The following is a 26,728-nucleotide window of genomic DNA, read 5'->3' as shown; positions in this document are numbered from 1 at the left end:
GCATGGTCGCGTCGCGCACCTCGGGGAACACCCCGCGTAACGCGAGGTCACGTCACGCCCTCCCGCGACACCACGGCGGGGAACATGGACCGCATGAGCGATGCACCGAACCGCCCGCTGCGCTTCGCGGCCTTCGTCATGAACACGACGTCGCACATCCAGCACGGCCTCTGGCGGCACCCGGACGCCCGCCAGGCCGACTTCGACGACGTCACGCTGTGGACCGACCTCGCGAAGACCCTCGAGCGCGGGAAGTTCGACGCGATGTTCTTCGCGGACGTCGTCGGGACGTACGGCCCCGGACGCGGCGACTACTCGACGAACCTGCGCGAGGGGCTGCAGATCCCCTCGAACGACCCGTCCGTCCTGCTCTCGGCGCTCGCCGTGTCGACGGAGCACCTCGGGCTCGCGTTCACGTCGAGCGTCATCCAGTCGCACCCGTTCGACTTCGCCCGCAAGGTCTCCACTCTCGACCACATCACCCGGGGCCGGATCGGCTGGAACGTCGTCACGAGCGCCCTCGACAGCGCCGCGCGGAACTTCGGCGCCGACCGGCTCGAGGAGCACGACGAGCGCTACGTGTGGGCCGAGGAGTACCTCGAGGTCTGCGCGAAGCTCTGGGAGGGGTCGTGGGAGGACGGCGCCGTGCTCAAGGACCCGGTGCGCGGCTACGCCGACCCCGACAAGGTGCACCACATCGACCACCACGGGAAGCGCTACGACGTGCAGGGCCCGCACCTGTCGGCACCGTCGCCGCAGCGGACGCCCGTGCTCTTCCAGGCGGGGTCCTCGCCGGCCGGCCGTGCCTTCGCCGCGCGGAACGCCGAGGCCCAGTTCATCCTGACGTCGAACCGCGACGCAACCGAGCAGCTCATCCGCGAGACCCGTGACCTCGCTTCGGCAGCGGGGCGGCAGCGGGACGACATCGCCTTCTTCCTCGGGCTGACGTTCGTCACCGGGGCCACCGAGGCCGAGGCGAAGGCGAAGGAAGCGGAGATCGACGAGTACCTCGCGGCCGACGGCTTCCTCGTGCACTCGAACCTCGGGTTCGATCCCGACACCGGCGAGGCGCTCGACCCCGAGACGCCGCTGTCGGAGGTCCGCACGCACGCCGGCCAGTCCCACCTGCAGTGGCTCCGGGAGGCCGCCGGCGACCGCGAGCCGACGATCGCCGACCTCGCCCGACTCTCCGCGAAGCTCCGTGCCCGCGTGGTCGGGACGCCCGAGCAGATCGCCGACGAACTCGCCGACTGGCAGCGCGCCGGGGTCGACGGGGTGAACGTCATCAACTGGACGCTGCCCGGCTCCTACGAGGAGTTCGTGGACCACATCGCCCCGACCCTGCAGGAGCGCGGACTGATGCAGTCCGAGTACCGCGACGGGACGTTGCGCGAGAAGCTCTTCGGCCACCCGCAGCTGCCCGACAGCCACCCCGCACGGCGGTGGCGTGGAGCGTTCACGGGCGGAGCTGCCGGAACCGGCGCGGACGCCGCGCGCGACGCCGTGGAGGTGACCGCATGACCGACGCGACGACGACCACCGGGGGCGAGCCGTCCCTCCAGGGCGGCACCGGGACCAGCCGCCTGACGGAGCTGCGCGCTCGGTTCCAGCCGCTGTTCGACCGCATCCGCGAGGGGGCCGTCGATCGCGAGCTGGCGTCCGGGACGCCGGGGGACCGGCCGCTGCCGCACGACGAGGTCCGTGCGCTCGCCGACGCGGGGTTCGGACGGCTCCGCGTGCCGGAGGACCGTGGCGGGTTCGGCGTGACGCTCGTCGAACTCGTGCACCTCGTCGCCGACCTCGCCGCTGCCGACTCGAACATCGCGCACCTGTGGCGCGGGCACTTCGGGTACACCGAACTCGTGCTCCTCCGGCCGTCGTCGACCGGGCGGGACGAGTGGCTGCAGCGGATCGTCGACGGGGCGATCATCGGGAACGCGACGTCGGAGCGGACCGGGACGACGCTCGCCGACATCTCCACCACGGTGCGCGTCGCCGAGGACGGTTCCGTCCGTCTCGACGGCCGGAAGTTCTACTCGACCGGGACGCTCTACTCGGACTGGATCTACCTCGCGGCGGACCGGGACGGCGACCGGGTCACGTTCGCGGTCCCGACCGATGCGGTCGGCGTGACCTCGGTCGACGACTGGGACGGGTTCGGGCAGCGGTTGACCGCGTCCGGCACCACGGTGTTCGACGGGGTGTCGGTGGACCCCTCCGTGGTCTCGGCGTACAAGGACGCCCCGCTCTCGCACATCCAGGCCTTCTACCAGCTGTACCTGCTGGCGGTCCTCGCCGGGATCGGGCAGGCGGTGTCCGACGACGCCGTCGCGTTCGTGCGACCGCGGACCCGGACGTACATCCACGCGAACGCCGCGCGGCCCGGAGACGACCCGCAGGTCCTGGCCGTGCTCGGTCGGTTGTCGGCCGGGGCGTTCACGGCCCGGTCGCTCGTCGTCGCCGCGGCGGGGCTGCTCGACGGGGTGGTGGGCACGAACGAGCCCGGGGCCGGCGTCGACCGTGCCCTGCTGGACGCCGCCGAGAACGCGGTCTACCAGGCGCAGATCGAGGTCGGACCGCGGGTGCTCCGGGCGGCGTCGGAGCTGTTCGAGGTCGGCGGGGCGTCGGCGGCCGATCGCACGCGGGCGTTGGACCGGCACTGGCGGAACGCCCGGGTCGTGGCGTCGCACAACCCGGCGGTCTACAAGGAGCGGCTCGTGGGGGAGTACGCGTTGCACGGGCGGGGGCCGGTGGACGCGTGGGAGAAGTACCACGAGGTGGGGCCGACGCGGTTCTGAGGTGCTGGGGCGGGCGGGCGGGCGGGTGGCGAGACTCGGCCCGGCGGACAGTTTCGCGCCCGCACCGCCACGAAAGTGTCCGCCCAGCCGAGACTCGGGCGGCGTGGGCGGCGGCTACGCCCAGCCGAGCTCGTGGAGGCGCTCGTCGTCGATGCCGTAGAAGTGCCCGATCTCGTGCACGAGCGTGGTGTGGACCTCGTCCTTGAGCTCCTCGAGCGTGTCGCACTCGGCGAGGTGCTGCTTCCGGAACAGCACGATGCGGTCCGGGAGCTCGCCGAAGCCGTACTGCCCGCGCTCGGTCGCCGCGATGCCGTCGTACACGCCGAAGAGCTCTTCGCCGTTCTCCGGTTCGTCCTCGACGACGAACACCACGTTGTCGAGGCCGTCGACCATCTCGTCCGGCAGCAGGTCGAGTTCGTCGGTCACGAGCTGTTCGAACGCGTCGGCGGACATCTCTATCACGTCGCCGATCGTTGCAGGACAACCTGATCGAACGACGAAGGCCCCGGTCCGAGGGACCGGGGCCTTCCGCTGATCTGCATCAGCACTGGGGTGAATAACGGGTCTCGAACCCGCGACCTCCTAGACCACAACCAGGCGCTCTACCAACTGAGCTATATCCACCATGTGCACACCGGGCGACCGGCGCGACCACTCAATAGTAGTACATGCCGGAGGCGGGTCGGAACACGAGGGGCGAGCCGCGCCTCCTGGACGCGCCGCAGGCGGTGTGTCCTACTGCGCGAGCCGCGGCTCCCACTTGGCGACGACCTCGCTCGCGACGGCCTTGACGTCGTCCGAGGTGGGGCCGGGCTCGGCCACGAAGCCCGCACGGCGGTAGTACTCGAGCTCGCGGATGGACTCGAGGATGTCCGCGAGGGCACGGTGACCACCGTGCTTCTCCGGCGCGTTGAAGTACACGCGCGGGAACCAGCGGCGGCAGAGCTCCTTGATGCTCGACACATCGACGCTGCGGTAGTGCAGGTGTCCGTCGACGCGGGGCATGTACTTCGACAGGAACGACCGGTCGGTGCCGATGGTGTTGCCCGCGAGGGGAGCAGAGCCCTCGGCGGGGACGTGCTCGAGGATGTACTCGAGCACCTGGTACTCGGCGTCCGCGAGGCTCACACCGTTCGGGATCTCCTCGAGCAGCCCCGAGGTGGTGTGCATGTTCGTGACGAACTCGTTCATGTTGTCGAGCGCCGACTGATCGGGCTTGATCACGATGTCGAAGCCGGGGTGCACGGGGACGAGGTCGAAGTCGGTGACGACCACGGCCACCTCGACGAGTTCGTCGACCTCGAGGTCGAGGCCCGTCATCTCGCAGTCGATCCAGACGAGGCGGTCGTTCGCAGTTGCCATGGTGTCGATCCTATTCCGCGGCGGGGCGGGGTCGCTTTCCGCCCGCTCTGCGCTGGGGGTCCGTGTGCCGCGGGCTTCGCGGCGGGGCGGTGTCCGCGAGCGGGCGGTATGCGCGCGCTGCGGGCCGCGGCTGGGACGTTTTCCGCCCGCTCGTGGTGCGGGGGGGAGCGCGAGCGGGCGGTATGTGCGGGCTGCGGGCCGCGGTCCGGACGTTCTTCGCCCGCTCGCGGCGCGGGGTGTGGGCAAGCGTCCGGACAGGCGGCGCCGGTCTCGGGGGCCGACCCGCGCCTCCAGGCGGCGCCCGTGCCATCTGCGCGCGCGGGCGGAATGCGCGGGGTGCGGGGCGTGGGCCGCGCAGCATTCGCCCGCTCGCGGGTGCGGCGCGGCGAGCGGGCGGTAGGTGACGGCTGTGGGGCGCGAGCGAGCCCGATTTCGCCCGCTCGCGGGTGCGGCGCGGCGAGCAAGCGGTATGTGACGGCTGCGGGGCGCGACCGAGCCCGATTTCGTCCGCTCGCGGGGTGGGCGCGAGTGCCTGGAGGCGCGGCGCCGGTCTCGGGGGTCGACCCGCGCCTCCAGGCGGTCACCCCGGAATCCGCGAGCGGGCGGAATGCGCGGGGTGCGGAGTGCAACCGGGACGGAGAACGGCCGCGCGCGCGGGTGAGCGCGCGAGCGGGCGGAAGGTGCTGGGTGCGGCGGGTGAGCAGGACGTACTTCGCCCGCTCGCGGAGCGCGGAGCGCGGCCGGCCGCGGGCGACGCCCGCAGCCGCCTGGCTACGCCATCTCGCCGGCGGTGATGGCCTCGGCCTCGACGGGCTCGGGCTCGGCGCCGTCGTCGACCCGGCGCAGCACGCGCGTGGTGCACACCACGACGACGAACGCGACGGCGACGGACAGCCCGGCGAACACGTACGCGGCAGACGGGGCGAACTGGTCGGCGAGCAGGGTGGCCACGGGCGGGGCGATCGCACCGCCGATGAAGCGCACCGCGGAGTACGCGCTCGAGGCGACGGAGCGGGGGAGGTCGGTGGCCTCCATGACGCACTCGGTGAGGACGGTGTTGAGGACACCGAGCACGAGGCCGCCGATGATGACGCAGATGATCAGGCCCACCTGCGACTGCACGACCACGGCGGCGGCGAACAGGTCGAGCGCGAGCAGCGGGAGCGCGATCTTCAGCACGGTGGTGCGGCGGAGCCGTGCGGTGAGCATCGGGGCGACCCACACCGAGGTGATCGCGAGGCCGACGCCCCAGCCGAAGAAGGTGAAGCCGATGCCGAGTGCGCCGAAGCCGAGCGGGAAGGGCGTGTAGGCGAGCAGGACGAAGAAACCGATGTTGTAGAAGAGCGCGGTGACGGCGAGGGCGGCGAGTGCCGGGCGACCGAGCGCACGGAACGGTGCGGAGAGCTTGGTCGGCGAGGGCTTCTCGAGGTTCTTCGTCTTGAGGAGCGTGACGATGGCGATGAACGCGATGGCCATGAGCGTCGTGACGCCGAAGAACGGGCCGCGCCAGCTGACGGAGCCGAGCAGGCCGCCGACGAGCGGGCCGACGGCGATGCCGAGGCCGAGCGCCGCCTCGTACAGGATGATCGCGGACGCGGTGCCACCGGAGGCTGCCCCGACGATCGTCGCGAGTGCGGTGGAGATGAAGAGTGCGTTGCCGAGACCCCAGCCCGCGCGGAAGTCGATGATCGTCCACACGCTGTTCGACGTCGCGGCGAGCACCGAGAAGAGCACGATGAGGGCGAGGCCGATGAGCAGGGTGTTCTTCGCGCCGATGCGGCTGGACACCCAGCTGGTGAAGAACATCGCGACACCGGTGACGGCGAGGTAGCTCGTGAAGAGGAGCTCGGTCTGCGCCGCGGTGGCCTTGAGGGACGAGGCGATCGCGGGGAGGATCGGGTCGACGAGGCCGATGCCCATGAAGGCGACGACGCAGGCGAAGGCGATCGCCCAGACCGCCGATGACTGCTTGAGGATGCTGCCGGACTGTGCGGCGGGTGCGTGGGCGTTCACGCGTGGGTCTCCGTTCTGGTGGCGGTGGAGGTTCGGGCGGCGATGACCTCGACGGCGTCGTGCAGGGTGTCCCACTCGTCGTCGGACAGGTCGGCGAAGAGCGGGCCGACCGTCCGGGTGAGGGTGACCCGCCAGGACGTCAGGCGTTCACGGCCGGCGTCGGTGAGCTCGATGAGCTGCCCGCGCGAGTCGTCGGGGTCGACGCTGCGGGAGACGAGCCCGTCGGCGAGCATGCCCGCGACGAGTCGGGTCATCGTGGGCTGCGCGACGCGGGAGGCGGCAGCGAGCTCGCCGAGGCGGAGCGGCTGGTCGGTCTCGAGGATGCCGAGCGTGCGCCAGACAGCGGAGGACGTGGTGTTCCCCGTCGCCTGTGCTGCGGTGCGGATCAGGCGGTTGACGGAGACGAGGAGCGTCTCGATCGTCTGTTCACGCGGTGATTCCATAGCAAAACTATATAGCGAGGCTATGAATGTGTCAACAGGCGGTCCCTGGTAAAAGGAATGCATGAGCGACATCACCATCCACGAAGGCGACGAGTACACCGCGATCTTCCACGGCGGACCCTTCGACGGCACGACCGACACCCGCACGGCCACGAGCGACGCGCTGGACGACGAGGTCACGGTGTTCGCCGACGTCGAGGGACTCCAGACCGCGTTCACCTACCGACTGACGAAGTCCCGCCAGGTGCTCGACCAGACCTCGGCCGAGTTCGAGTACGTGCCGGGGGAGTCCGACCCGGTGGACGACCTCGCGGACCGCGGGGACCGCAGCGGCGAGTTCGACCGCGAGTAAGCAACAGCGGCGCACCGCGCCACCCCGCACCGCACCACACGCACCGGGAGTAGATCCGGCCGCGCCCGCGTTGCAGGACCACATGCAGCTCGACCTCTGGACGTCCTCGTTCTGCGCCCCGTGCGCCGCCGCCCGCCGGGTGTCGGTCGAGGCGTCCGAGCTCGTCCCCGGGTTGCACGTGACCGAGCGCGACGTGGCGAACCACCCCGACCAGGCGGAGGACCTCGGCATCCGGTCGACCCCCACGATCATCGTGCGGCGGGACGACGGTGCCGAGGTCTTCCGGTCACCCGGCGTCCCGACCCGGGACCAACTGCTCCTCGCGATCGCCAAGGCGGTCTGACGGGCCGCCACCGGACGCGGCCCCTCCGGATGCGGCCCCTCCGGACGCGGCCCTACCCGACCCGGACGCAGCACGCTGACTCGTCGGCGCGAGCAACACCGGCACCTCCGCCGGTCGCACCACCCGCCGTACCCGCCGGATAACCCGCTTCAGCGCCCGCACCGGCGCCCCGATCACCAGCGCGACGGCCCCGAGGACACTCCGATCGTCCGGCCCGAGGGCGTTCTTCCGCTCCCAGGCCCGACGGAGCACGCCACCGCGACTCCGGCGTACCGCCGGTCGGTCGCGTAGGACCCCGGCGTCGCGGGACTCCATGAGCCGTTCGGTTCGTTCGGCCCAGTCGTCCTTGGACTCCGGGTGGAAGTGGTTGTCGTGCATCCACTCGTCCCGGACCGTCCCGAACCGGCCGTCCACCAGGTCGACGGCGTCGCCCTCGAGCCCGCTGCCCACGAACACCTCGTTGATGAGGTGTCGCCCGATGCCGAAATCGGTCAGGGTGAGCGCGGGGATGCCCCTGGCCGCCGCTTCGAGCACGGCCGTCGAGCTGATCGTGACGAGGGCGACCGCCCGGTCGAGGTGCGCGGACATCGGCCCGCTCTCGACCACGAGGTTCGTCGGCGCGTCCGTCGGCACGAGGTCCGGGTACGGGTCTTGTTCGCGGTGCGTCTGGTGCTCCCCGGCGGCGGCACGGACCTTGATCACCACGCGCCACTCCGGGTGCCGACGGGCGGTCTCGGCGAGCCACCCGACGACGCGCTCCCGCTCGGCACGTTCCGCGGGGACGCTCGGCTGTGCGGCGAAGACGACGGAGTCGCGGATGATCGCAGCGCCGTCACGGCTCGCAGCGGCTCCGGACGGCCGCGCGAACGGCAGGGTCGCGAGCGCGAAGTGCGGCTCGACGCCGCCCTCGGTCGCGAGCTCCTCGTAGGCGCGGACCTCGCGGCGGCTGTGCAGCACGAACAGGTCGGCGCGCGCCCGGAAGAACACGCCCTTCCACTTCGCCGGGTAGGAGATCCCGGGCAGCCCCGTCACGAGGACGGGTCGCCGCGGCACACGACGGTGGACCTCCTCGATGACGAGCTCCGCCACCGGTCCGATCAGGGACACCAGCACGGCGTCCGGCGGGTCCTGCCGGAGTTGTTCGACGATGGCGTCGACCTCGAGCGCTTCCGGCGGCGCCGCGGCCAGGTGCGCCAGCCGGTCGTCGAGCCCCCGGAACGCCGACCGCAGCTGCGCGCGGCTCGCGGATCGCGGCGTCGCCACCGTGAGCAGTTCGAGGTCCCAGTGCGCGGGTGCCGTGGCGAGCAGGTGGGCGCCCCACTTCGCGAACGAGTCGGTGTCGACCAGACCGACCACGCGTCGGACGCGTGGCAGGGCGTCGGACGGGAGGCGCGCCTCCCGTCCTTCACTCGGCTCGCCCCCGCCGCCGGCCGCGTCCAGGTCGCCGCCCGTCACGCTCCGACGCGGCGCAGCTTCGCGAGCGGTGCCCGCTCGCCGGGCATGACCCGCTTCACGCCGTCGCCGAGCGCGGTCTCGATGATCCGGACGTCGCGCGCGAGCGTCTGCAGCCCGTGCGGTTCGAGCGACGCAGCGTGGTCGGAGCCCCACATCGTGCGGTCGAGCGTGATGTGACGCTCGACGGCCGTCGCGCCGAGCGCCACGGCGGCGATGGAGATCTGCAGCCCGGGCTCGTGGCCGGAGTACCCGACCGGGACGCCCGCGTAGCGGTTCGCGAGGGTGTCGATCATCCGCAGGTTCGCCTCCTCGGCGGGGAGCGGGTACGTCGACGTGGCGTGCATGAGCACGAGTCGCTCGGTGCCGAGGGCCTCCACGGCACGGTCGATCTGCTCGAGCGTCGACATCCCCGTCGAGAGGATCACGGGCTTGCCGGTCGCGGCGACCTCGGCCAGGAGCCCGAGGTCCGTCACCGACGCCGAGGCGATCTTGTACGCCACCACGTTGAGGTCCTCGAGGAAGGCGACCGACGGCTCGTCCCACGGCGAGGCGAACCAGTCGAGCCCGCGGAGCGTCGCGTGGTCGCCGATCTCGATGTACTGGTCGCGGTCGAACTCGACGCGGTACCGGTACTCGAGGTAGGTCATCTCGCCCCACGGCGTGCTCCGCGGCGTCTGCTTCATGTGCTCCGGCGTGGAGATCTCCGGCGTCCGCTTCTGGAACTTCACGGCCTGCAGCCCGGCGTCGGCCGCGACGTCGATGAGTCGCTTGGCGATGTCGACGTCGCCGTTGTGGTTCAGGCCGATCTCGCCGATGAGGTACGCGGGGTGGCCCGCGCCGATCGTGGACGTGCCGATGGTGACGGTCATGGTGCTCCGTTCGGTGCGGGGACGTGCGGCTCGGTGGCCGGACGGTGGTCTGGTGTGTGCTCGTCGGACCGGTGCGCGGGAGGGTCGAGCCGTGGTGCGAGGGCGGACGCGAGCGCGAGGTCGGCCGGGTCGTCGACGTCGATCGCTCCGGCACCGTCGACGACGACGAGTTCGACGCGGCCGTGGAACCGGTGGCGGTGCTCGCGGAAGGCGGCGGCCCGGAAGGCGTAGAACGCGCCCGTCTCGCGGAACTCCGGCTCGCGGTCCTGCCGCCGGGGGCGGACGGCCTGGTCGTGGTTCACGGCACGGGCGGAGCCGTCGTCGCCGATCCGCCAGAGGAACGCGTGCGAGGGCGCCGCGGCGAACACCGAGTCGGCGTGGCCGTCGCGGACCCGGGTGACGGCGGCGTCGAGGTCGGTCGGGTCGATGAACGGCGAGGTCGCCTGCAGGAACACGACGACTTCGGGCTCCTCGCCCGCGGCCGCGAGCGTGTCGAGGACGTGCAGCAGCGCGGACTCCGACGAGGCCTCGTCCCCGGCGAGCGCTGCCGGACGCCGGACGACCCGGGCGCCGGCGGACACGGCCTCGGCCGAGATGGCGTCGCCGTCCGTCGAGACCACGACGGTGTCGATCGTCGTCGCTGCTCGGGCGGACTCGACCGCGCGACGGACCAGGGAGCGCCCGGCGACGGGGCGGAGGTTCTTGCCCGGGATGCCCTTCGACCCCGCACGGGCCGGGACGACCGCGACGACGGAACCGGTGGGGCGCATGCTCGGGACGCTACGAAGCCGCGGTGTCGCGGAGGCGAACACCAGGCAGACGCGCGCCGAACCGTTCCGGAACCCGACCCGGCGGACGCACGCCGCGCCTCCCGGCGCTTCCACAGCGCTGCCAACGGATGCCGAAAGCCGACCCGGTGACGCTGGGACCATGCGCATCAGCTCCCGCACACCCGCCGTCCAGCGAGCACGGTGGGAACGTCCTGCCTTCTTCGGCCTGCTGCTCGTGACGGGCGTCCTGTACCTGGTGAACCTCGGGGTGAACGGGTACGCGAACGCGTTCTACTCGGCGGCCGTGCAGGCGGGGAGCCAGAGCTGGGAGGCGTTCTTCTACGGCTCCTCGGACGCGGGCAACTCGATCACGGTCGACAAGCCGCCGGCGTTCCTCTGGGTGATGGAGCTGTCCGTGCGTCTGTTCGGCCTCAACTCGTGGGCGATCCTCGTGCCGGAGGCCCTGATGGGCGTCGGGACCGTGGCACTGCTGTACGTCATCGTCCGGCGGCGGTTCTCCGCCGGGGCCGCGCTCGTCGCGGGCGCCGCACTCGCGACGACCCCGGTCGCGACCCTCATGTTCCGCTTCAACAACCCGGACGCACTGCTCACGCTGCTCATGGTGCTGTCGCTCTGGCTCGTCCTGCGCGGTGTCGAGAGCGGACGTGTGCGATGGGTCGTCCTGGCCGGCGTGGCCGTCGGGATCGCGTTCCTGACGAAGCAGCTGCAGGGGTTCCTCATCCTGCCCGTGCTCGTCGGCGTGTACCTGTCCTGCTCGTCGCTGCCGTTCGTGAAGCGCGTCGTGCACCTGCTGTGGGCGGCCCTCGCCGTGGTCGTCGCCGGCGGGTGGTGGGTCGCCGTGGTGGAACTCGTGCCGTCGTCGTCCCGCCCGTACGTCGGGGGGTCGCAGACGAACTCGTTCCTCGAGCTCACCTTCGGGTACAACGGCCTCGGACGGGTCACCGGCGACGAGACCGGCAGCGTGACCGGGGGCGGCGGAACTGCCGGAGCCGGCTCCTGGGGCGCCACCGGGCTGCTGCGGCTGTTCGGGTCGGAGTTCGCCGGGCAGATCACCTGGCTGCTGCCCACCGCACTGGTCCTCCTCGTGGCGGCGCTCGTCGCGATCGGGTTCCGGCAGCGGACGTCGCTTGCTCGCTCCCGCCTCGCCACGGTCATCGCGCTGGGTGGGTCGCTGCTCGTGACCGGGCTGGTGTTCAGCTTCATGGGCGGGATCTTCCACCCCTACTACACGGTCGCGCTCGCGCCGTACATCGCCGGGCTCGTGGGCATCGGCGCCGGGGTGCTGTGGGAGCGGCGCGCGTCGTGGTGGTGGCGTGGGACGGCGGCGTTCGCGGTGGTCGTCACGGTGGTGTGGCAGTGGCACCTGCTCACGGCGGCGTCGGGGTGGCAGCCGTGGATCCGGTGGGTGGTGCTCGTGGTCGGGGTGGTGACGGCGGCGGCGGTGCTGGTGCCGGTGCACGGCGGCCGGCTCGCGAGGTGGTCCCGTCCGGTCGGCAGCGTCGCGGTCGTCGGCGCGGTCGTCACCGGCTTGCTCGGACCGACGGCGTACTCGATCGACACGGTGACGACCGCCCACACCGGGGCGCTGCCCTCGGCTGGACCGACCGTCGCGGGCGGCGGGTTCGGTGGCGGCGGGTTTGGTGGCGGGGCCCGCGGTGGCGGCGGGTTCGGTGGTGCTGGCGGCGGCCCTGGAGGCGCGGGTGGCGTCGGCGGGACCGGCGGACCGGGTGGGACGGGCGCGGCCGGCGGGACCGGTGGACCGGGTGGGGCGGGCACTGCCGGCGGGACCGGCGGCGGGACCGGGACCGGTGGCGGGACCGGGACGGGGCGTGCTGGTGGCGGCGGGTTCGGCGGGGCCGGTGGGCTGCTCGGCGGGTCCACCGAGGTCTCCTCGACGCTGCGGAAGGCGCTCCTGGAGGACGCCGACGACTACACCTGGGTCGCCGCCACCATCGGTTCGAACAGTGCCGCGACCTACCAGCTCGCCACGGGCGCCTCGGTGATGCCCATCGGCGGCTTCAACGGCTCGGACCCGTCACCCACCCTCGCGGAGTTCCAGGCAGACGTCGCTGCGGGGAAGATCCACTACTTCATCGCCGGTAGCGTCGGGCAGTCGAACGGCGGCAGCGATGCGGCGTCGGAGATCTCCGAGTGGGTCGAGTCGACCTTCACCGCGTCGACGATCGGAGGCGTCACGGTCTACGACCTCACGGCGGGCTAGGGTCGACGAGTGCTCGGAGCCGACGACCCCCTCGACCCGGTGCCCCGTCGCGTCCTCGTCGCCGGGACCACGGGCGTCGGGAAGACCACCACGGCAGGGCGGATCGGCCGGGTCCTCGGGATCCCGCACACCGAGATCGACTCGCTGTACCACGGGCCCGGCTGGGTCCCGCGGGACACCTTCGTCACCGACGTCGAGCGGTACACGAGCGAACCCGCGTGGGTGACGGAGTGGCAGTACACCTCCGTCAGGGCGATGCTCGCGGAGCGGGCGGACACCCTCGTGTGGATCGACCTGCCGACGGCCGTGGCGCTGTGGAGGTTGTTGCGTCGGACCCTGCGACGACGGTTCGGCCGTGTCGAGCTGTGGAACGGCAACGTCGAACCGTCGCTGTGGACGTTCTTCACCGATCGCGGCCACATCCTCCGCTGGGGCATCAGCACCCGGAACGTGACGCGTCGTCGGGTGCCCGAGCTCGTCGAGACCGCGCCGCACCTGCGCATCGTCCACCTCCGGTCGCAGCGGGAGGTCGACCGGTTCGTGCAGCACCTCGGCGAGGGTCGCGGATAGAATCGGGGCCGTCCGCCTCCGTAGCTCAGTGGATAGAGCAGGTGGTTTCTACCCACCGTGCCGCGGGTTCGATTCCTGCCGGGGGCACACACGACGAAGGCCGCCGTCCATCGGGACGGCGGCCTTCGTGTCGTTCGGCGACTGCCTACTCGTCGTCGTCGGCAGCGCGGCGACGGAGCTCGCTCGCGCTGATCGGCTGCGTGTAGGGCGCTTCCGAGGTCTCGTTCGCATCGGCCGGCTCGGCGGGGCCGTCCGCGATGCGGGTCGGGATCGAGCGGGTGTGTGCGGTCGTCGAGGCGTCGACACCGCGGGCGTCGGACTCCGCGGAGCGGTTGACGTGCGCGTCCGCCGAGGTCGGCTTGGCGGCCGGCGGTGCTGCGCTCGCGTCGGGACCGGTCGTGTCCGCCCCACGGGGCCCACTGCTCCGGGGGTCCGTGGTGGGACGGTCGGTGCCGCGAGGGCTGCTCGGCCGGACGTCGTCGACGGCGTCGGCGTTGTCGGTGTCCGTGCCGGACGCTGTCGACTCGGTCGCCGAGCCGCGGGTGCCGGCGGGCGATGCCGGGGAACCCAGGGGCGCCCGGGTCGGGGTGGCGGCGCCGTCGCCGTACGCGCGGGTCGCGCCCTCGCCGTACGCGCGGGTCGCGCCGTCGCCGTACGCGCGCGTGGTGTTCGTGTCGGAGATCGGGGTCGTCCGGTTCGTGCTGGAGGTGTCCGAGATCGGCGTCGTCGCGTTCGGGTCGACCGGTGCGGAGCCGCCGCGGGTGACCGAGAAGCCTGCGCCCGCGGACGGGGCAGCACTGGTGCTTGCCGCGGCGGTGCCGGTGCCGGGGGCTGCGGCGGGCGCGTTCGCCGGGGCGGGCCGGAGGGAGGTCGTCGTCGGCGTCGGGCGCTCGGCGGGGACGGCGGTGGTCGTACCGGTGTCCGTCGGTCGCGCGGGGGCGGCCTGGTCGGCGTTCCAGTCCTGCTGCCGCGTGATGAGCTCGGCGTCGGGGTCGGGCGAATCGAACTTCCAGCGCTCGAGGTCGCTCTTGAAGAGCTTGCGCGCCCGGTTCGGTCGTGCCTGCCATTCGAGGATGCGGTCACGGAACTCGGCGAGTGACTGCTCCGCCTGGAAGCTGAAGGTCGAGGAGTTCTTCTTGATGTCCGCGATCTCGTGCTGCGTCCAGTTCGCCGCGAGGGGCGCACCGGCAACGGGGAGCAGACGGAGTCGGATGTCGGCGTCCTCGGCGAGGTGGTCGGCGTACGCGCGCTCGTCGTGCCCGAGGGAACCCCAGGTCGCGGCTTTGCGTGCAGCCGAGACGATGCCCGTGACGGCGGCGTTCCGCGCTTCGCGTTCCTGCATCGCCACGACCCGCTTCGTCGCCCCGCGGCCGATGAGCGCCGCGATGATGCCCGCCACGACGATCGCGACGAACGGGATGAGCGCGCCGGAGATCACGCGCCAGCCGTTGTCGGACGAGATCCAGTCGGTCAGGTCGTTCCACCAGTCCATGCGCGCACCCTACTCACGAAACGGTCAGGCATCGGGGAGGTCGGGCGGCGTTCCGCGCATCCGACCAGACATGATTCCAATGTGGAACATCATGTCGTCCGGTGAGGCCGGGTCAGCCCCAGCGCAGGCAGTCCACGGCGTCGTCGGCCGACCAGACGTTCGGGAGCTCGACGAAGCGTCGCTCGGTCGACACGTACCGACGGGCGCGGTAGGCGGTGCCCCCGGCGACGTCGACGCGGTCCACGTACCCGACGATCTCGCCGTTCGCCCGGGTCACGCGGCTGAGGTCGTCGCGGACGTCGAGGATTCGGAGGTCGCCGCGCGAGCGGGCCACGGGCGCGGTACGGATCCGGAAGACCGGTTCGTTCGTCGTCTGCATCGTGGTGCCTCCTGCTCGTCGGTGTGTCTCCGACGGTACGGCCGACCACCGACACGCCGAGTGCGCTCGGACGATCCGGGGAGCGCTGCCGGGGGAGTGCGCGTTGTGGAGGAGGCGTGCCCCGGTCGCGGCTCGTTCCGAGCGGGGAACGGTAGGTTGCGGCCATGACGACGTTCGTGCTCGCAGGTGGATGTTTCTGGTGTCTCGACGCCGTGTACCGCACGCTCCAGGGCGTGCAGGACGTGGTGTCCGGCTACGTCGGCGGCGAGGTCGAGAACCCCTCGTACGAGTCGGTGTGCACGGGGACGACCGGTCACGCCGAGGCGGTGGCGGTCACCTTCGACGAGACGGTCATCCCGGCCGACGTCGTCCTCGACGTGTTCTTCACGCTGCACGACCCGCGGCAGCTGAACCGGCAGGGCGCCGACGTCGGCACGCAGTACCGCTCGGCGATGTTCCCGGCCGACGACGACCAGAAGGCCCTGTTCGAGCGGGCGATCGCGCGCGCCTCGGACATCTGGGACGGCGGCATCGTGACGATGATCGAACCGCTCGGTACCTTCTACCGTGCAGAGGAGTACCACCAGGACTTCTTCGCGAAGAACCCCGGTCAGGGCTACTGCCTCGCGGTGGCGCTGCCCAAGGTGAACAAGGTCCGCAAGGCCTACAGTCAGTACATCCTGGCGTCCTGAGACTCCGGACGTCGGGGCCACGAGGAGGTGGTCGAACGATGACGAACAACACCGGGACCTGGGTCGCGGTCGGACCAGCGGGAGCGGTCGGCAGCATCCACCGAGCAGACGGCGGGTTCCGCGTCGAGCTCTACGGTCGGAGCGCGGGCGGCGGGACGTACCCGTCGCTCGAGTCGGCGAAGGGCGCCGTGCACGCAGCGCTCGGCCCGTTGGCGGACCGACCCGAGTTCCGCGCGCACTGAACGCGCGGTGCCCACGTCTCGACCAGGAGGCGCGGGGGACTCGTCCTCCACAACGCACCTGATCGGGTCATCCAGTCACAGATCGAGCCCCGGGTCGCTTCCGCGACCCGGGGCTCGATGACGATCGACGCATGAACGACACCATCACCGTCTGCGGGATCATCGCCACCGAGCCACGTCACCTCGTGACCGACACCGGCATCGCCATCACGAGCATGCGCCTCGCCTCACCGTCCCGACGCTGGGACCGGGCGACCTCGACCTGGACCAACGGCGCCACGAACTGGTACACCGTCACGGCCTTCCGATCGCTCGCGGCCAACGTGCACCGTTCCCTGAAGAAGGGCGACCGCATCGTCGTCACCGGGCGCATCCGCATCCGGACGTGGGAGCGGGACGGTCGCGGCGGCACCTCCGTCGAGATCGACGCAGAGGCACTCGGGCACGACCTCGCCTGGGGGATCAGCAACTGGGTGCGCGTCCCGCGGCACACGGGTGAGGCGACCGCGCCTCCGGGGAGCACCCCGGGCGTCCTGCCGCACGTCGACCCGGTCACCGGCGAGGTCGGCGCGGCGGGCACGGACCGCACCCCCGTGCCGGGTGTCGACCCCGACCCGACGGAGCCGGACGTCCGCGAGGAACTGCCCGACGGTGCCGAGGCCGCTCGCCACGCCGCGGCGGCGATCGGTCACGAGTTCGACGTCGTCGTGGGCGTCGACCCGGTGGTGGACGGGGACGAGCGTGCCGCGGCCTGAGCCGGTCCCCGTCCCCGCTCCCGGGCGCCTACCGCCAGTTCTGGGCGATCATCGCGATGCCCGCGACCTCGGTGGTGTCCCAGTTGCCGCCCCGGGGGAGCCCCGAGACCCGTCCGTCGATCGAGAAGCTCGCACCCTGGACCTTCGGGCTGTTCGTCTGCTTCGCCTTGAGCCCGTGGAACGAGAAGCTCGTGTTCCACGTGCCGGCGAGCCCGGTCCGACCGGACGAGTCGCCGACCTTGATCGAGATGTCGTTCACCTGCGAGTGCACGACGTCACCGTTGAGTCGGGCGTTCGCCTCGGCGTTGAAGAAGAGCCGCCCGTCGAGGTTCAGGGCGATCGTGCCGACCGTGCGGTTGTTGAGGATGACCGACGCGACGTCGTTCTTGTACCAGCGCAGCCCGACCGACGTCTTGCTGTGCGAGGCGCCGCCCATGTAGCCGTACGTGAACTTGCCGTTCTGCACCCGCTCCCAGATGAACCGGGGCTGCCCCTTGCTCACGGACGAGGCGGTGTCGGACTGGATCCCCACGGCGAACGCGTTGTTGTGGGCGTCGTGGACGTTGATGTACGACGAGTACCCGGTGCCCGAGCCGCTCTCGATGAGGTGCGCGGTGTACTGGACGTAGGGGTTGCCGCGCGGGACGGGCGACGCTGCCGAGGCAGCCGTCGCCGGGGCGAGCAGCGCGACGGTGAGCGCGGTGGCTCCCGCGAGGGGGAGCGCGAGACGGCGCAGACGCTTGGTGAACATGTCCTGATCCTCTCCGGTGGTCGATCGACCGTGCTCCCGGTGCGGAGCGGGGAAACGGTACGTCGAAGTCGGCGAGCGCAACAGCCCCCGTGCGTGATCCGGCGAACCGGCGACCGGGCAGACGGACGCCCCGCACTGTCAGTACACTTGGCGCGATATGGCTGAGTACATCTACCAGATGGTCCGCGCCCGCAAGGCGGTCGGCGACAAGCTGATCCTCGACGACGTCACGATGTCGTTCCTCCCCGGCGCCAAGATCGGCGTCGTCGGGCCGAACGGTGCGGGCAAGTCGACGATCCTGAAGATCATGGCGGGTCTCGACCAGCCGTCCAACGGCGAGGCGAAGCTCACCCCGGGCTTCACCGTCGGCATCCTCATGCAGGAACCCGAGCTCGACGAGTCGAAGACGGTGCTCGAGAACGTGCAGGAAGGCGTCGGCGAGATCCACGCGAAGATCACGCGCTTCAACGAGATCTCCGCGCAGATGGCCGAGCCGGACGCCGACTTCGACGCGCTCCTCGCCGAGATGGGCACCCTGCAGGAGGACATCGACGCGGCGGACGCGTGGGACCTCGACTCGCAGCTCGAGCAGGCCATGGCCGCGCTCCAGTGCCCCCCGGGGGACGAGCTCGTCACGCACCTGTCCGGTGGTGAGAAGCGTCGTGTGGCGCTCTGCAAGCTGCTGCTCCAGAAGCCGGACCTGCTCCTCCTCGACGAGCCCACCAACCACCTCGACGCCGAGTCCGTCCTCTGGCTCGAGCAGCACCTGCAGCAGTACCACGGTGCCGTCCTGGCCGTGACCCACGACCGGTACTTCCTCGACCACGTCGCGCAGTGGATCGCCGAGGTCGACCGCGGTCGTCTCTACCCGTACGAGGGCAACTACTCGACCTACCTCGAGAAGAAGCGCGCCCGGCTCGAGGTCCAGGGCAAGAAGGACGCCAAGCTCGCGAAGCGCCTCTCCTCGGAGCTCGACTGGGTCCGAAGCAACACGAAGGGCCGCCAGGCGAAGTCCAAGGCCCGTCTCGCCCGCTACGAGGAGATGGTCACCGAGGCCGAGCGCACGCGCAAGCTCGACTTCGAGGAGATCGTCATCCCCGTCGGCCCGCGCCTGGGCTCGCAGGTCATCGACGCCGAGAAGCTGCACAAGCAGTTCGGCGAGCGCATCATCATCGACGACCTGTCCTTCACGCTGCCCCGCAACGGCATCGTCGGCGTGATCGGCCCGAACGGCGTCGGCAAGACCACGCTGTTCAAGACGATCGTCGGCCTCGAACCGCTCGACGGCGGCACACTGAAGATCGGCGAGACGGTCGACATCTCGTACGTCGACCAGAGCCGCGGAGGCATCGACCCGAACAAGAACCTGTGGGAGGTCGTGTCCGACGGACTCGACTACATCCAGGTCGGCAAGACCGAGATCCCGTCGCGTGCGTACGTGTCGCAGTTCGGGTTCAAGGGTCCGGACCAGCAGAAGAAGGCCGGGGTGCTCTCCGGTGGTGAGCGCAACCGTCTGAACCTGGCGCTGACGCTCAAGCAGGGCGGCAACCTGCTGCTCCTCGACGAGCCGACGAACGACCTCGACGTCGAGACCCTCGGCAGCCTCGAGAACGCGCTGCTCGAGTACCCGGGTTGTGCCGTGGTCATCACGCACGACCGGTGGTTCCTCGACCGCATCGCGACGCACATCCTCGCGTGGGAAGGCCTGAACGAGGACGGCACGCCGAACTGGTACTGGTTCGAGGGCAACTTCGAGGCGTACGAGGAGAACAAGATCGAGCGGCTCGGCGCCGACGCGGCCAAGCCGGGTCGGGCGACCTACCGCAAGCTCACCCGCGACTGACCGTGGCGCGGTTGCACGCTCCGGTCCGCATGCGGTGGAGCGACATCGACGCCTACGGTCACGTCAACAACTCCGCGATGCTGCGCCTCCTGGAAGAGGCGCGCATCGTGGGGTTCTGGGGACCCGACCCCGAGGAGCGCGCTCCGGACGGGTCGGTCCCGGAGCCGATCATCGACGGGCGGCCGGGTTCCGGCACCATGACCGTGATCGCGGCGCAGCGCCTCGAGTACCTCGCGTCGATCCCGTACCTGCGGCAGCCGCTCGACATCCAGATGTGGATCGGTCGGCTCGGCGGCGCGAGCATCGACGTCTCGTACGAGGTCTGGTCGCCGGTCGGGCACGAGCCCGCGGTGCTGTACACCAGGGCGACGACCGCGCTCGTGATGGTCGACGCCGTCAGCAACCGTCCGCGTCGGCTGACCGAGGCCGAGCGGGACGCGTGCGCCGCCTACGTCGAAGCCCCGGCGGAGTTCTCGCGCCCGTAGGACGGACCGCAGCACAGTCGGCCGGGTCAGCGCGGGACGCGCATCATCCCCTCCTGCGCGACCGATGCCAGCAGCCGGCCGTCCGGCGAGAACATCCGCCCGAACGCGAGTCCTCGACCGCCCTGCGCGCTCGGGGACTCCTGCGTGTAGAGCACCCACTCGTCGGCCCGGCCGTCACGGTGCCACCACATCGCGTGGTCGAGGCTCGCGCTCTTCACACCGGGGGTGCCCCAGGCCACCCCGTGACGCCGCATGATCGGCTCGAGGATGGACAGGTCGCTCGCGTACGCGAGGACGGCACGGTGCAGCGCCGGGTCGGCGGGGAGCTCGCCGTCGACCCGGAACCACACCGCCTGGTGGGCGATGTGCTCGCCCTGCACGTCGACGAACACCGGGCCCTTGACGTGCCGCAGGTCGATGGAGCGTTCGGCCCACGCCCGAGCGACGGGGTGGTCGATGGCCGACAGGATCGACGCGGCCGACGGTAGGGACTCCGGTTCGGGCACGTCGACGGGGAACGGGTCCTGGTGCTCGACGCCGACGTCCGGGCGCTGGAACGAGGCGATCATCGAGAAGATCGGCACACCGCGCTGGTAGGCCTGCACCCGCCGCGCGGCGAACGACCGCCCGTCGTGGATGCGTTCGACACCGAAGGTGATCGGGACGTCGATGTCGCCGGGGCGGAGGAAGTAGCCGTGCATCGAGTGGATGTCGCGGTCCTCGATGGTGGCCTGCGCGGCGACGATACACTGCGCGAGCACCTGCCCGCCGAACACCCGGCCGCCGGGGGACCAGTGGCTCGCGCCGGTGAGGATGGTCTCGCCGGTGCTCGCGCCGGTGTCCTCGAGTCTGAGGGTCCGCAGGAAGTCCGGTTCGCCGTTCACACCGAGCAGTCTACGAACGCCCCGGCGCCGAGCCGTGCCCGGTAGGCTGCTGGGTGACATGGGCACCTCGTTCACGCTTCCCGACGCAGCCTCCCTCGGGGACCTGCGCACCTACCTCGGACGGGCCGCCCGCATCGAGGACGGCTCCGTCCGACTCATCGCGGACTCCGGCGTCCTCGCGGTCTACACCGCGATCCTCTACCCGCTCGGGCTGCTCGACGAACTGCCGACGGTCCTCGGCCTGCGCACGTTCTCGCTCGCGCAGCCGGCGACCGTCGACGCGGTCGTCCCGCTGGCCTCGCTGCAGGAACGTCTGCGGCTGCTCGCCGAGGCGCACGACGCCGAGCACGCCGACGGCGCCGACCCCACCCGGGCGACCCCGATCGAGGTGGAGCTCCCGCTCGAGGTCCACACCGTCACCTGGGCAGCGATCTCCCCGCCCCGCGGTGGCTGGGTCCCGCTGCCCGACGTCTCGCCGGAGCTCCTCCGCCGTGCCGCACGCGACGGCATCGCCGAGGTCGCCGACGCCGTCCCGACGAACGCAGGCGAGGCCATCGTCCGCAAGGTCCGGTCAGAGGTCTGGGGCCGTCCGGTCGCGGGCATCGAGCACGTCCCCGCCGGCGCGGGCTTCGCGGGGGAGAGCCTCGGCTTCCTCGGCCACGACCCGGTGCGGCTCTTCGAGACCGGCCCGTGGAGCCGCCTGACCACCTCGCGCGGGCACGTGCTCGTCAAGCGTCGCGCCTGGACCCTCAACTCGTAGGCAGCCGGTTCCCGGACCGGTCGTGGTTGGCTGGCTCCATGCACGTCTTCCTCACCGGCGCGTCCGGGTACATCGGTTCCTCGGTCCTCCGCGCACTCGTCGCCCATGAGCACGAGGTCACCGCCCTCGTCCGCACGGACGAGAAGGCACAGGCGGTCCGCGACGCGGGTGGCCGCGCCCTCGTCGGTGACGTCACCGACACCGACGTCGTCCGCCGGCTCGCACACGAGGCGGACGCCGTCGTGCACACGGCCTCGGCCCAGGGCATCGACGCGGACTTCATCGCGACCGTGCTCACGGCGCTCGAGGGCACCCCGAAGCCGTTCGTGCACACCGGCGGGATCTTCACCTTCGGCGACTCGATCGACATCTCCGAGCAGTCGCCGCTGTCGCCGCCGGCACTGACCGCCTGGCGCGTGCCGAACGAGGCGACGGTGCGGGCGAGCAGCGTCCGGACGACGATCATCGCGCCCGGCATCGTCTACGGCCGCGGCGCCGGCATCCCCGCGATGTTCGTCGGTGACGGCGAGCACGAGGTCCGACTCGTCGGTGACGGTTCGCAGCGCTGGACGACGGTGCACACCGACGACCTCGGCGAGCTCTACGTCCTCGCCCTGCACCGCGGTGAGCAGGACGGCTACGTCGTCGCGGCCACCGGGGACAACCCGTCGGTCCGCGAGATCGCGGAGGCGGGAGCGCACGGTTCGCCGATCGTGGCCGAGAGCGTCGACGCCAGCCGCGAGCGCCTCGGCACCGAGTACGCCGACGCGCTGCTGCTCCACCAGGAGGCCTCTGGCGCCCACGCGCGCAGCGCGTTCGGGTGGAACCCGACCCGGCCCTCGCTCGTCGAGGACCTCGCCGACGGCTCCTACGTCCGCTGACGCGACCGGGTGACGGACTGGAGGTGGGCCCCGCCGGCCGGTACCGGCGCACCGCGCCAGCGGGGTGACGGCCGTGCCAGGAGGGACGGTGCCAGCTGGCACCGCGCCTCCAGTCCGTCAGCCGCGCACGTCCGTCAGTCGAACGTGTTCGTCATGGCGTGCGCCGCCCGGTCGAGGTAGGCCCAGAGCTCTGCCTCGTCGAGGGGCGCGAGCTGGAGGGACTCGACCGCGTCGCGCATGTGGTGGAGCCAGCGTTCGCGGGCCTCGGACGTGATCCGGAACGGCATGTGCCGCATCCGCAGGCGGGGGTGGCCGCGTTCCTCGCTGTAGGTCCCCGGGCCGCCCCAGTACTGCTGCAGGAAGGCCGAGAGACGCCAGATCGCCCCCTCGAGGTCGTCCGCCGGGTACATCGGCCAGATGACGTCGTCCTGCTGGACGCCCTCGTAGAAGCGCCGGACGAGCCGGTCGAAGGTGGGTGCGCCGCCGATGCGCTCGTAGAGGGAGCCGGTGGCCGAGGCGCCGTGCTCGCCGACCCGCAGCGTGATCGGCTGTGCGGGCGGGGTGGGGTCGGTCATCGCGGGTCCTTCCCGGCGTCGGGGTCGTCGGTCCGGATCGGCTGACCGAGGACGTTCTTGCGGCCGCGTCGGGGCTTGGTCGGCGCGGGCGTGGGCTGGGTCCGCACGGTGCGCAGACCGTTGATCGAGGTCGCGTTCTCCCACCCGGCGGGCATGATCATCGCCATCGCGGGCAGGGTCACGCCGAGTTCGTCGACGGCGTGCTTCAGCCGGACGCGGAGCTCGCGGCCGACGACGTCGAGCTCGGACGCCCGGGTCTTCACGACGAGCCGGAACACCATGCCGGCGTCCGTGATCGACTGCAGCCCCCAGATCTCCGGCTTCTCGACGATGCGCTGGCGCCACCGGGGTTCCTGCGACATCGTGACCGCGGCCTTGAGGAGGGCGTCCTGCACGGCGTCGATGTCGGTGTCGTACGGGACCGTGATGTCGACGAGGACGCGCGACCAGCCCTGCGAGAGGTTGCCGACACGCAGGATCTGCCCGTTCGGCACGAACCAGAGGATGCCGTTCACGTCGCGGATCTGCATGACCCGCAGCCCGACGTTCTCGACGACGCCGGTGGCCTGGCCGGTGTCGACGACGTCGCCGACGCCGGCCTGGTCCTCGAGGATCATGAACACGCCGGAGAGCAGGTCGCGCACGATGCTCTGTGCGCCGACCGCGAGCCCGGCGGCGACGAGCGAGGCACCGCCGACGATCCCGACGGCCGCGTTCGGGATGACGAGCGGGATGATGACGACGAGTGCGAGCACGACGACGATCACCGTCGCGAGGTTCTCGAGCACGCTGCCGAGCGTGCGGGTGCGCTGCACGACGCGGGCGGTCTGGATCGGCGAGGCGATGAGTGCCTGCGTGTCGGTCGCGCCCTGGCGCTTCTTCACGCCGTTCACGACGCGGTCGACGACGCCCTTGATCGAGTGCCGCAGGATGATCCGCAGGACCAGCGCGGCGAGGATCGTGATGACGATCGTGATCGGGACGTGCCAGGTGTCGACGAAGTCGCCGAACGTCTGCGAGACGGCCTCTGCCGGGCCTGACGGGGTCGGGGAGGGAACTGCAACCAAGGTCATGATCCGGTCGATGCTAGAGGGCGGGGCCCTGGCGTCCCCTGGGGAACGCCAGGACCCCGCCGATCCTCATCCGAGACTCAGGCGTCCGCCGCCTGGACCCGCAGGGCACGCTCGGTCCCCGCCAGGCTCTCGGACACGATGCGACGCAGCGCCGGGGTCTCCGGGTGCGCCTCGAGCCACGCGGCCGCGGCCTCCCGCAGCTCGGCCGACGCGAGCGGCGCCGGGTAGAGCCCCGAGACGATGGTGTCGGCCATGTGGTAGCTGCGCTCGGCCCAGATGCGCGTGAGCACGTCGAAGTACTTCGGGACGAGCCCCTCGAGCACGACCGGGCTGTTCACGTGCTGGTACCCGACCGTCGTCTGGCGCACGATCGCGTTGGGCAGCTCGGACGAGTCCACGAGCGACGAGAACGCCGCGAGCTTGCCCTCGGCCGTCGGGATCGTCGCACGGGCACGCGCGGCGGCCTGCTCACCCGACGCGGTCTTGTCCGCAGCGAGCTCGGCGTCGACCTCGGCACCGGAGGCGGCACCCGCGAGCACGAGGCCCTCGAGCAGCTCCCAGCGCAGGTCGGTGTCGATCTCGAGCCCGTTCAGCGTCACCGAACCGTCGCGCAGGCCGCTCAGGGTGGCCACGTGCTCGGGCGTGGAGGCGATCTGCGCGAAGAACTTCACGAACTGGAACTGCGCGTCGGAACCGGCCTCGGCGCTCGACGCGAGGTTCCAGAGCGTGTCGCCGACGGTGCGCACGGTCTGGTCGACCTTCGCCGGCGCGACGTAGTTGCGCGCGGTCAGGAGCAGCTGCGAGAGCGTCGTGCGGATCGTGGTCGACTCGGTCTCGGTGGCGATGTTGCCGAGCACCAGGCGGACGTAGTCGCTGGCGGGCGACTCGGCGTCACGCGTGGCGTCCCACATCGCGCCCCACACGATCGAGCGGGCGAGCGGGTTCGCGATCGAGGCGAGGTGCTCGATGGCGGTCCGGCGCGAGTGCTCGTCGAGACGGATCTTGGCGTAGGCGAGGTCGTCGTCGTTGAGGAGCACGAGGTCGCCGCGCTGCACGCCGACGAGCTCCGGGACCTCGGTGCGGGCACCGTCGACGTCGATCTCGACGCGGTGCACGCGCTCGAGCTTGCCGCCGGAGGACGCGGTGTCGGCGCCGAACGGTGCGTCCGCGTCCTGCGTGACGGCGTAGACGCCGATCGCCAGACGGTGCGGACGGAGCGTCGGGTAGTCGGCCGGCGCTTCCTGCAGCACGGCGAACGACGTGATCGCGCCGGACTCGTCGACCTCGATCTCGGGGCGGAGCGTGTTCACCCCGGCGGTCTCGAGCCAGGCCTTCGACCACTCGGAGAGGTCACGGCCGCTGGTGGACTCGAGCTCGACGAGCAGGTCGCGCAGCTCGGTGTTCGAGTGGTGGTGCTTCTTGAAGTACGCCGAGACGCCCGCGAAGAACGCGTCGATGCCGACCCACGCCACGAGCTGCTTCAGGACGGAGCCGCCCTTGGCGTACGTGATGCCGTCGAAGTTGACCTGGACGTCCTCGAGGTCGTTGATCGTCGCGACGATCGGGTGCGTCGAGGGGAGCTGGTCCTGGCGGTAGGCCCAGGACTTCTCCATCGCCTGGAACGTGGTCCACGCCTCGGTCCACTCGGTGGCCTCGGCCGTGGCGATCGTCGAGGCCCATTCGGCGAAGGACTCGTTGAGCCACAGGTCGTTCCACCACTTCATGGTGACGAGGTCGCCGAACCACATGTGGGCGAGCTCGTGCAGGATCGTGACGACCCGGCGCTCCTTGATGGCGTCGGTCACCTTCGACCGGAAGACGTAGGTCTCGGTGAAGGTGACGGCCCCGGCGTTCTCCATCGCGCCGGCGTTGAACTCCGGCACGAACAGCTGGTCGTACTTCTCGAACGGGTACGGGACGTCGAACTTCTCCTCGTAGTAGGCGAAGCCCTTCTTCGTGGTCTCGAAGACGTACTCGGGGTCGAGGTACTCGGCGAGCGACTTCCGCGCGAAGACGCCGAGCGGGATCGTCCGGCCGTCGCGGCTCGTCAGCTCGTCTCGCACGACCTCGTACGGGCCGGCGACGAGCGCGGTGATGTAGCTCGAGATCTTCGCCGTCGGGGGGAAGGCCCACGTGGCGATGTCGCCGTCGACGTGCGGCTCGGGCGTGGGGGAGTTCGAGACGACCTGCCACCGGGACGGCGCCGTCACGGTGAAGGTGAACTCGGCCTTGAGGTCGGGCTGCTCGAACACGGCGAACATGCGACGCGAGTCGGGCACCTCGAACTGGGAGTACAGGTACACCTCGTCGTCGACCGGGTCGACGAAGCGGTGCAGGCCCTCGCCCGTGTTCGTGTAGAGCGCGTCGCTGACGACCACGAGCTCGTTCTGCTCCTGCAGGCCGTCGAGCTGGATGCGGACCCCGTCGTTCACGGCGGCGACGTCGAGCGCCGTGCCGTTCAGCGTGATCGAGTGCACCGACTTCGTGATGGCGTCGATGAACGTGGACGCACCGTCGGTGGCGGTGAAGCGCACCCGCGTGGTGCTGCCGAACGTCTCGGCGCCGCGGGTCAGGTCGAGCTCGACGTCGTACGTCTGCACGTCGACGATCGCGGCACGTTCCTGGGCTTCGATTCGGGTGAGGTTCTCTCCGGGCACGGACGCTCCATCTTCGCGGTTGCACACGGACGGTCCTTGTCC

Annotated in this window: 27 protein-coding genes and 2 tRNA genes; 14 read left to right on the top strand and 15 right to left on the bottom strand. The window is 71.2% G+C overall.

The genetic code is table 11. The features are described from left to right. Positions 1-93 precede the first annotated feature (93 nt). The gene (locus ACEN8D_RS06280; RefSeq protein WP_413399705.1) at positions 94-1,521 is read left to right on the top strand and encodes an LLM class flavin-dependent oxidoreductase; all 1,428 of its coding nucleotides are present in this window, start codon (positions 94-96) and stop codon (positions 1,519-1,521) included. Further along, positions 1,518-2,798 (top strand): acyl-CoA dehydrogenase family protein, encoded by a 1,281-nt coding sequence (locus ACEN8D_RS06275; RefSeq protein ID WP_413399706.1) that lies wholly within the window; start codon positions 1,518-1,520, stop codon positions 2,796-2,798. The genes ACEN8D_RS06280 and ACEN8D_RS06275 overlap by 4 nt, the downstream gene beginning before the upstream one ends. A 114-nt stretch (positions 2,799-2,912) precedes the next feature. Here the strand turns inward: ACEN8D_RS06275 and ACEN8D_RS06270 are convergent, their stop codons facing one another. From ACEN8D_RS06270 to ACEN8D_RS06250, 5 genes are all read right to left on the bottom strand, one after another. Next, entirely contained in the window at positions 2,913-3,251 is a 339-nt protein-coding gene (locus tag ACEN8D_RS06270) for a metallopeptidase family protein (protein ID WP_413400274.1), read from the bottom strand. Positions 3,252-3,346: 95 nt separating this feature from the next. Beyond that, positions 3,347-3,422: transfer RNA gene (locus ACEN8D_RS06265), tRNA-His, on the bottom strand. 111 nt (positions 3,423-3,533) lie between these two features. Continuing rightward, a complete protein-coding gene (orn, locus tag ACEN8D_RS06260; RefSeq protein ID WP_092384091.1) occupies positions 3,534-4,160 on the bottom strand; it encodes an oligoribonuclease in 627 nt (208 codons plus the stop codon). A 771-nt stretch (positions 4,161-4,931) separates the two neighbouring features. Further along, positions 4,932-6,173, bottom strand: a complete 1,242-nt coding sequence (locus ACEN8D_RS06255; protein ID WP_413399152.1) for an MFS transporter — start codon at positions 6,171-6,173, stop codon at positions 4,932-4,934. Then, positions 6,170-6,616: a MarR family winged helix-turn-helix transcriptional regulator gene (locus tag ACEN8D_RS06250; RefSeq protein WP_309778983.1), complete on the bottom strand. Its 447-nt coding sequence runs from the start codon at positions 6,614-6,616 to the stop codon at positions 6,170-6,172. The genes ACEN8D_RS06255 and ACEN8D_RS06250 overlap by 4 nt, the downstream gene beginning before the upstream one ends. A gap of 61 nt (positions 6,617-6,677) precedes the next feature. On the opposite strand from ACEN8D_RS06250, the gene ACEN8D_RS06245 reads away from it, so the two are divergent. Both ACEN8D_RS06245 and ACEN8D_RS06240 read left to right on the top strand, forming a co-directional pair. Continuing rightward, positions 6,678-6,968 carry a hypothetical protein gene (locus tag ACEN8D_RS06245; RefSeq protein WP_070416615.1) on the top strand — a complete coding sequence of 97 codons (291 nt, stop codon included), beginning with the start codon at positions 6,678-6,680 and terminating at the stop codon, positions 6,966-6,968. A gap of 82 nt (positions 6,969-7,050) precedes the next feature. Then, entirely contained in the window at positions 7,051-7,311 is a 261-nt protein-coding gene (locus ACEN8D_RS06240; protein WP_413399153.1) for a thioredoxin family protein, read from the top strand. Here the strand turns inward: ACEN8D_RS06240 and ACEN8D_RS06235 are convergent. The 3 genes from ACEN8D_RS06235 to ACEN8D_RS06225 are packed head-to-tail and all read right to left on the bottom strand — an operon-like array spanning position 7,255 to position 10,405. Beyond that, positions 7,255-8,766, bottom strand: coding sequence for a DUF6716 putative glycosyltransferase (locus ACEN8D_RS06235; RefSeq protein ID WP_413461656.1), 1,512 nt, complete (start codon positions 8,764-8,766; stop codon positions 7,255-7,257). The genes ACEN8D_RS06240 and ACEN8D_RS06235 overlap by 57 nt on opposite strands. Then, complete coding sequence (locus tag ACEN8D_RS06230) at positions 8,763-9,635, bottom strand: N-acetylneuraminate synthase family protein (RefSeq protein WP_071295915.1); 873 nt, start codon at positions 9,633-9,635, stop codon at positions 8,763-8,765. Before ACEN8D_RS06230 ends, ACEN8D_RS06235 begins: the two co-directional genes overlap by 4 nt. Further along, complete coding sequence (locus tag ACEN8D_RS06225; RefSeq protein WP_413399155.1) at positions 9,632-10,405, bottom strand: acylneuraminate cytidylyltransferase family protein; 774 nt, start codon at positions 10,403-10,405, stop codon at positions 9,632-9,634. Before ACEN8D_RS06225 ends, ACEN8D_RS06230 begins: the two co-directional genes overlap by 4 nt. A gap of 160 nt (positions 10,406-10,565) precedes the next feature. Here ACEN8D_RS06225 and ACEN8D_RS06220 point away from each other — a divergent pair, with 160 nt between their 5' ends. From ACEN8D_RS06220 to ACEN8D_RS06210, 3 genes are all read left to right on the top strand, one after another. After that, a complete protein-coding gene (locus ACEN8D_RS06220) occupies positions 10,566-12,647 on the top strand; it encodes an ArnT family glycosyltransferase (RefSeq protein ID WP_495601199.1) in 2,082 nt (693 codons plus the stop codon). Between the two features lie 9 nt (positions 12,648-12,656). Then, positions 12,657-13,217, top strand: a complete 561-nt coding sequence (locus ACEN8D_RS06215; protein WP_309778987.1) for a P-loop NTPase family protein — start codon at positions 12,657-12,659, stop codon at positions 13,215-13,217. 14 nt (positions 13,218-13,231) lie between these two features. Further along, positions 13,232-13,304: transfer RNA gene (locus ACEN8D_RS06210), tRNA-Arg, on the top strand. 58 nt (positions 13,305-13,362) lie between these two features. Here the strand turns inward: ACEN8D_RS06210 and ACEN8D_RS06205 are convergent. Both ACEN8D_RS06205 and ACEN8D_RS06200 read right to left on the bottom strand, forming a co-directional pair. Then, positions 13,363-14,709, bottom strand: coding sequence for a hypothetical protein (locus tag ACEN8D_RS06205; protein ID WP_495601198.1), 1,347 nt, complete (start codon positions 14,707-14,709; stop codon positions 13,363-13,365). Positions 14,710-14,821: 112 nt separating this feature from the next. Next, positions 14,822-15,088, bottom strand: coding sequence for a hypothetical protein (locus ACEN8D_RS06200; RefSeq protein WP_070416608.1), 267 nt, complete (start codon positions 15,086-15,088; stop codon positions 14,822-14,824). A 164-nt stretch (positions 15,089-15,252) separates the two neighbouring features. On the opposite strand from ACEN8D_RS06200, the gene msrA reads away from it, so the two are divergent. The 3 genes from msrA to ACEN8D_RS06185 all read left to right on the top strand — a co-directional run bounded on the left by msrA (position 15,253) and on the right by ACEN8D_RS06185 (position 16,777). Then, complete coding sequence (gene msrA, locus ACEN8D_RS06195; protein ID WP_413400115.1) at positions 15,253-15,780, top strand: peptide-methionine (S)-S-oxide reductase MsrA; 528 nt, start codon at positions 15,253-15,255, stop codon at positions 15,778-15,780. 38 nt (positions 15,781-15,818) lie between these two features. After that, entirely contained in the window at positions 15,819-16,022 is a 204-nt protein-coding gene (locus ACEN8D_RS06190; protein ID WP_070416606.1) for a hypothetical protein, read from the top strand. A gap of 131 nt (positions 16,023-16,153) precedes the next feature. Continuing rightward, positions 16,154-16,777, top strand: coding sequence for a single-stranded DNA-binding protein (locus ACEN8D_RS06185; RefSeq protein WP_309778989.1), 624 nt, complete (start codon positions 16,154-16,156; stop codon positions 16,775-16,777). Between the two features lie 28 nt (positions 16,778-16,805). Here ACEN8D_RS06185 and ACEN8D_RS06180 read toward each other — a convergent pair whose 3' ends face one another. Further along, on the bottom strand, positions 16,806-17,528 hold the full coding sequence (locus ACEN8D_RS06180; RefSeq protein WP_070416604.1) for a hypothetical protein: 723 nt from the start codon (positions 17,526-17,528) through the stop codon (positions 16,806-16,808). Positions 17,529-17,685: 157 nt separating this feature from the next. Between ACEN8D_RS06180 and ettA the strand changes: the two genes are divergently transcribed. Both ettA and ACEN8D_RS06170 read left to right on the top strand, forming a co-directional pair. After that, on the top strand, positions 17,686-19,371 hold the full coding sequence (ettA, locus tag ACEN8D_RS06175; RefSeq protein WP_070416603.1) for an energy-dependent translational throttle protein EttA: 1,686 nt from the start codon (positions 17,686-17,688) through the stop codon (positions 19,369-19,371). Between the two features lie 29 nt (positions 19,372-19,400). Beyond that, positions 19,401-19,856 carry an acyl-CoA thioesterase gene (locus tag ACEN8D_RS06170; RefSeq protein WP_413398749.1) on the top strand — a complete coding sequence of 152 codons (456 nt, stop codon included), beginning with the start codon at positions 19,401-19,403 and terminating at the stop codon, positions 19,854-19,856. Positions 19,857-19,882: 26 nt separating this feature from the next. Here the strand turns inward: ACEN8D_RS06170 and ACEN8D_RS06165 are convergent, their stop codons facing one another. After that, complete coding sequence (locus ACEN8D_RS06165; protein ID WP_413398748.1) at positions 19,883-20,740, bottom strand: acyl-CoA thioesterase; 858 nt, start codon at positions 20,738-20,740, stop codon at positions 19,883-19,885. Positions 20,741-20,798: 58 nt separating this feature from the next. Between ACEN8D_RS06165 and ACEN8D_RS06160 the strand changes: the two genes are divergently transcribed. Then, positions 20,799-21,500, top strand: a complete 702-nt coding sequence (locus ACEN8D_RS06160; protein ID WP_071301729.1) for a DUF8185 domain-containing protein — start codon at positions 20,799-20,801, stop codon at positions 21,498-21,500. A 38-nt stretch (positions 21,501-21,538) separates the two neighbouring features. Then, the gene (locus ACEN8D_RS06155) at positions 21,539-22,381 is read left to right on the top strand and encodes an NAD(P)H-binding protein (RefSeq protein ID WP_413398747.1); all 843 of its coding nucleotides are present in this window, start codon (positions 21,539-21,541) and stop codon (positions 22,379-22,381) included. Between the two features lie 134 nt (positions 22,382-22,515). Here the strand turns inward: ACEN8D_RS06155 and ACEN8D_RS06150 are convergent, their stop codons facing one another. From ACEN8D_RS06150 to pepN, 3 genes are all read right to left on the bottom strand, one after another. Further along, positions 22,516-22,956: a globin gene (locus ACEN8D_RS06150; protein WP_309778993.1), complete on the bottom strand. Its 441-nt coding sequence runs from the start codon at positions 22,954-22,956 to the stop codon at positions 22,516-22,518. Beyond that, positions 22,953-24,029 carry a mechanosensitive ion channel family protein gene (locus tag ACEN8D_RS06145; RefSeq protein WP_413398746.1) on the bottom strand — a complete coding sequence of 359 codons (1,077 nt, stop codon included), beginning with the start codon at positions 24,027-24,029 and terminating at the stop codon, positions 22,953-22,955. The genes ACEN8D_RS06150 and ACEN8D_RS06145 overlap by 4 nt, the downstream gene beginning before the upstream one ends. Before the next feature lie 77 nt (positions 24,030-24,106). Next, the gene (gene pepN / locus ACEN8D_RS06140; RefSeq protein ID WP_413398745.1) at positions 24,107-26,686 is read right to left on the bottom strand and encodes an aminopeptidase N; all 2,580 of its coding nucleotides are present in this window, start codon (positions 26,684-26,686) and stop codon (positions 24,107-24,109) included. Positions 26,687-26,728 lie beyond the last annotated feature (42 nt).

The organism is Curtobacterium sp. Curtsp22, from assembly GCF_059492135.1.
This window is presented reverse-complemented; position numbering and strand designations above follow the sequence as displayed.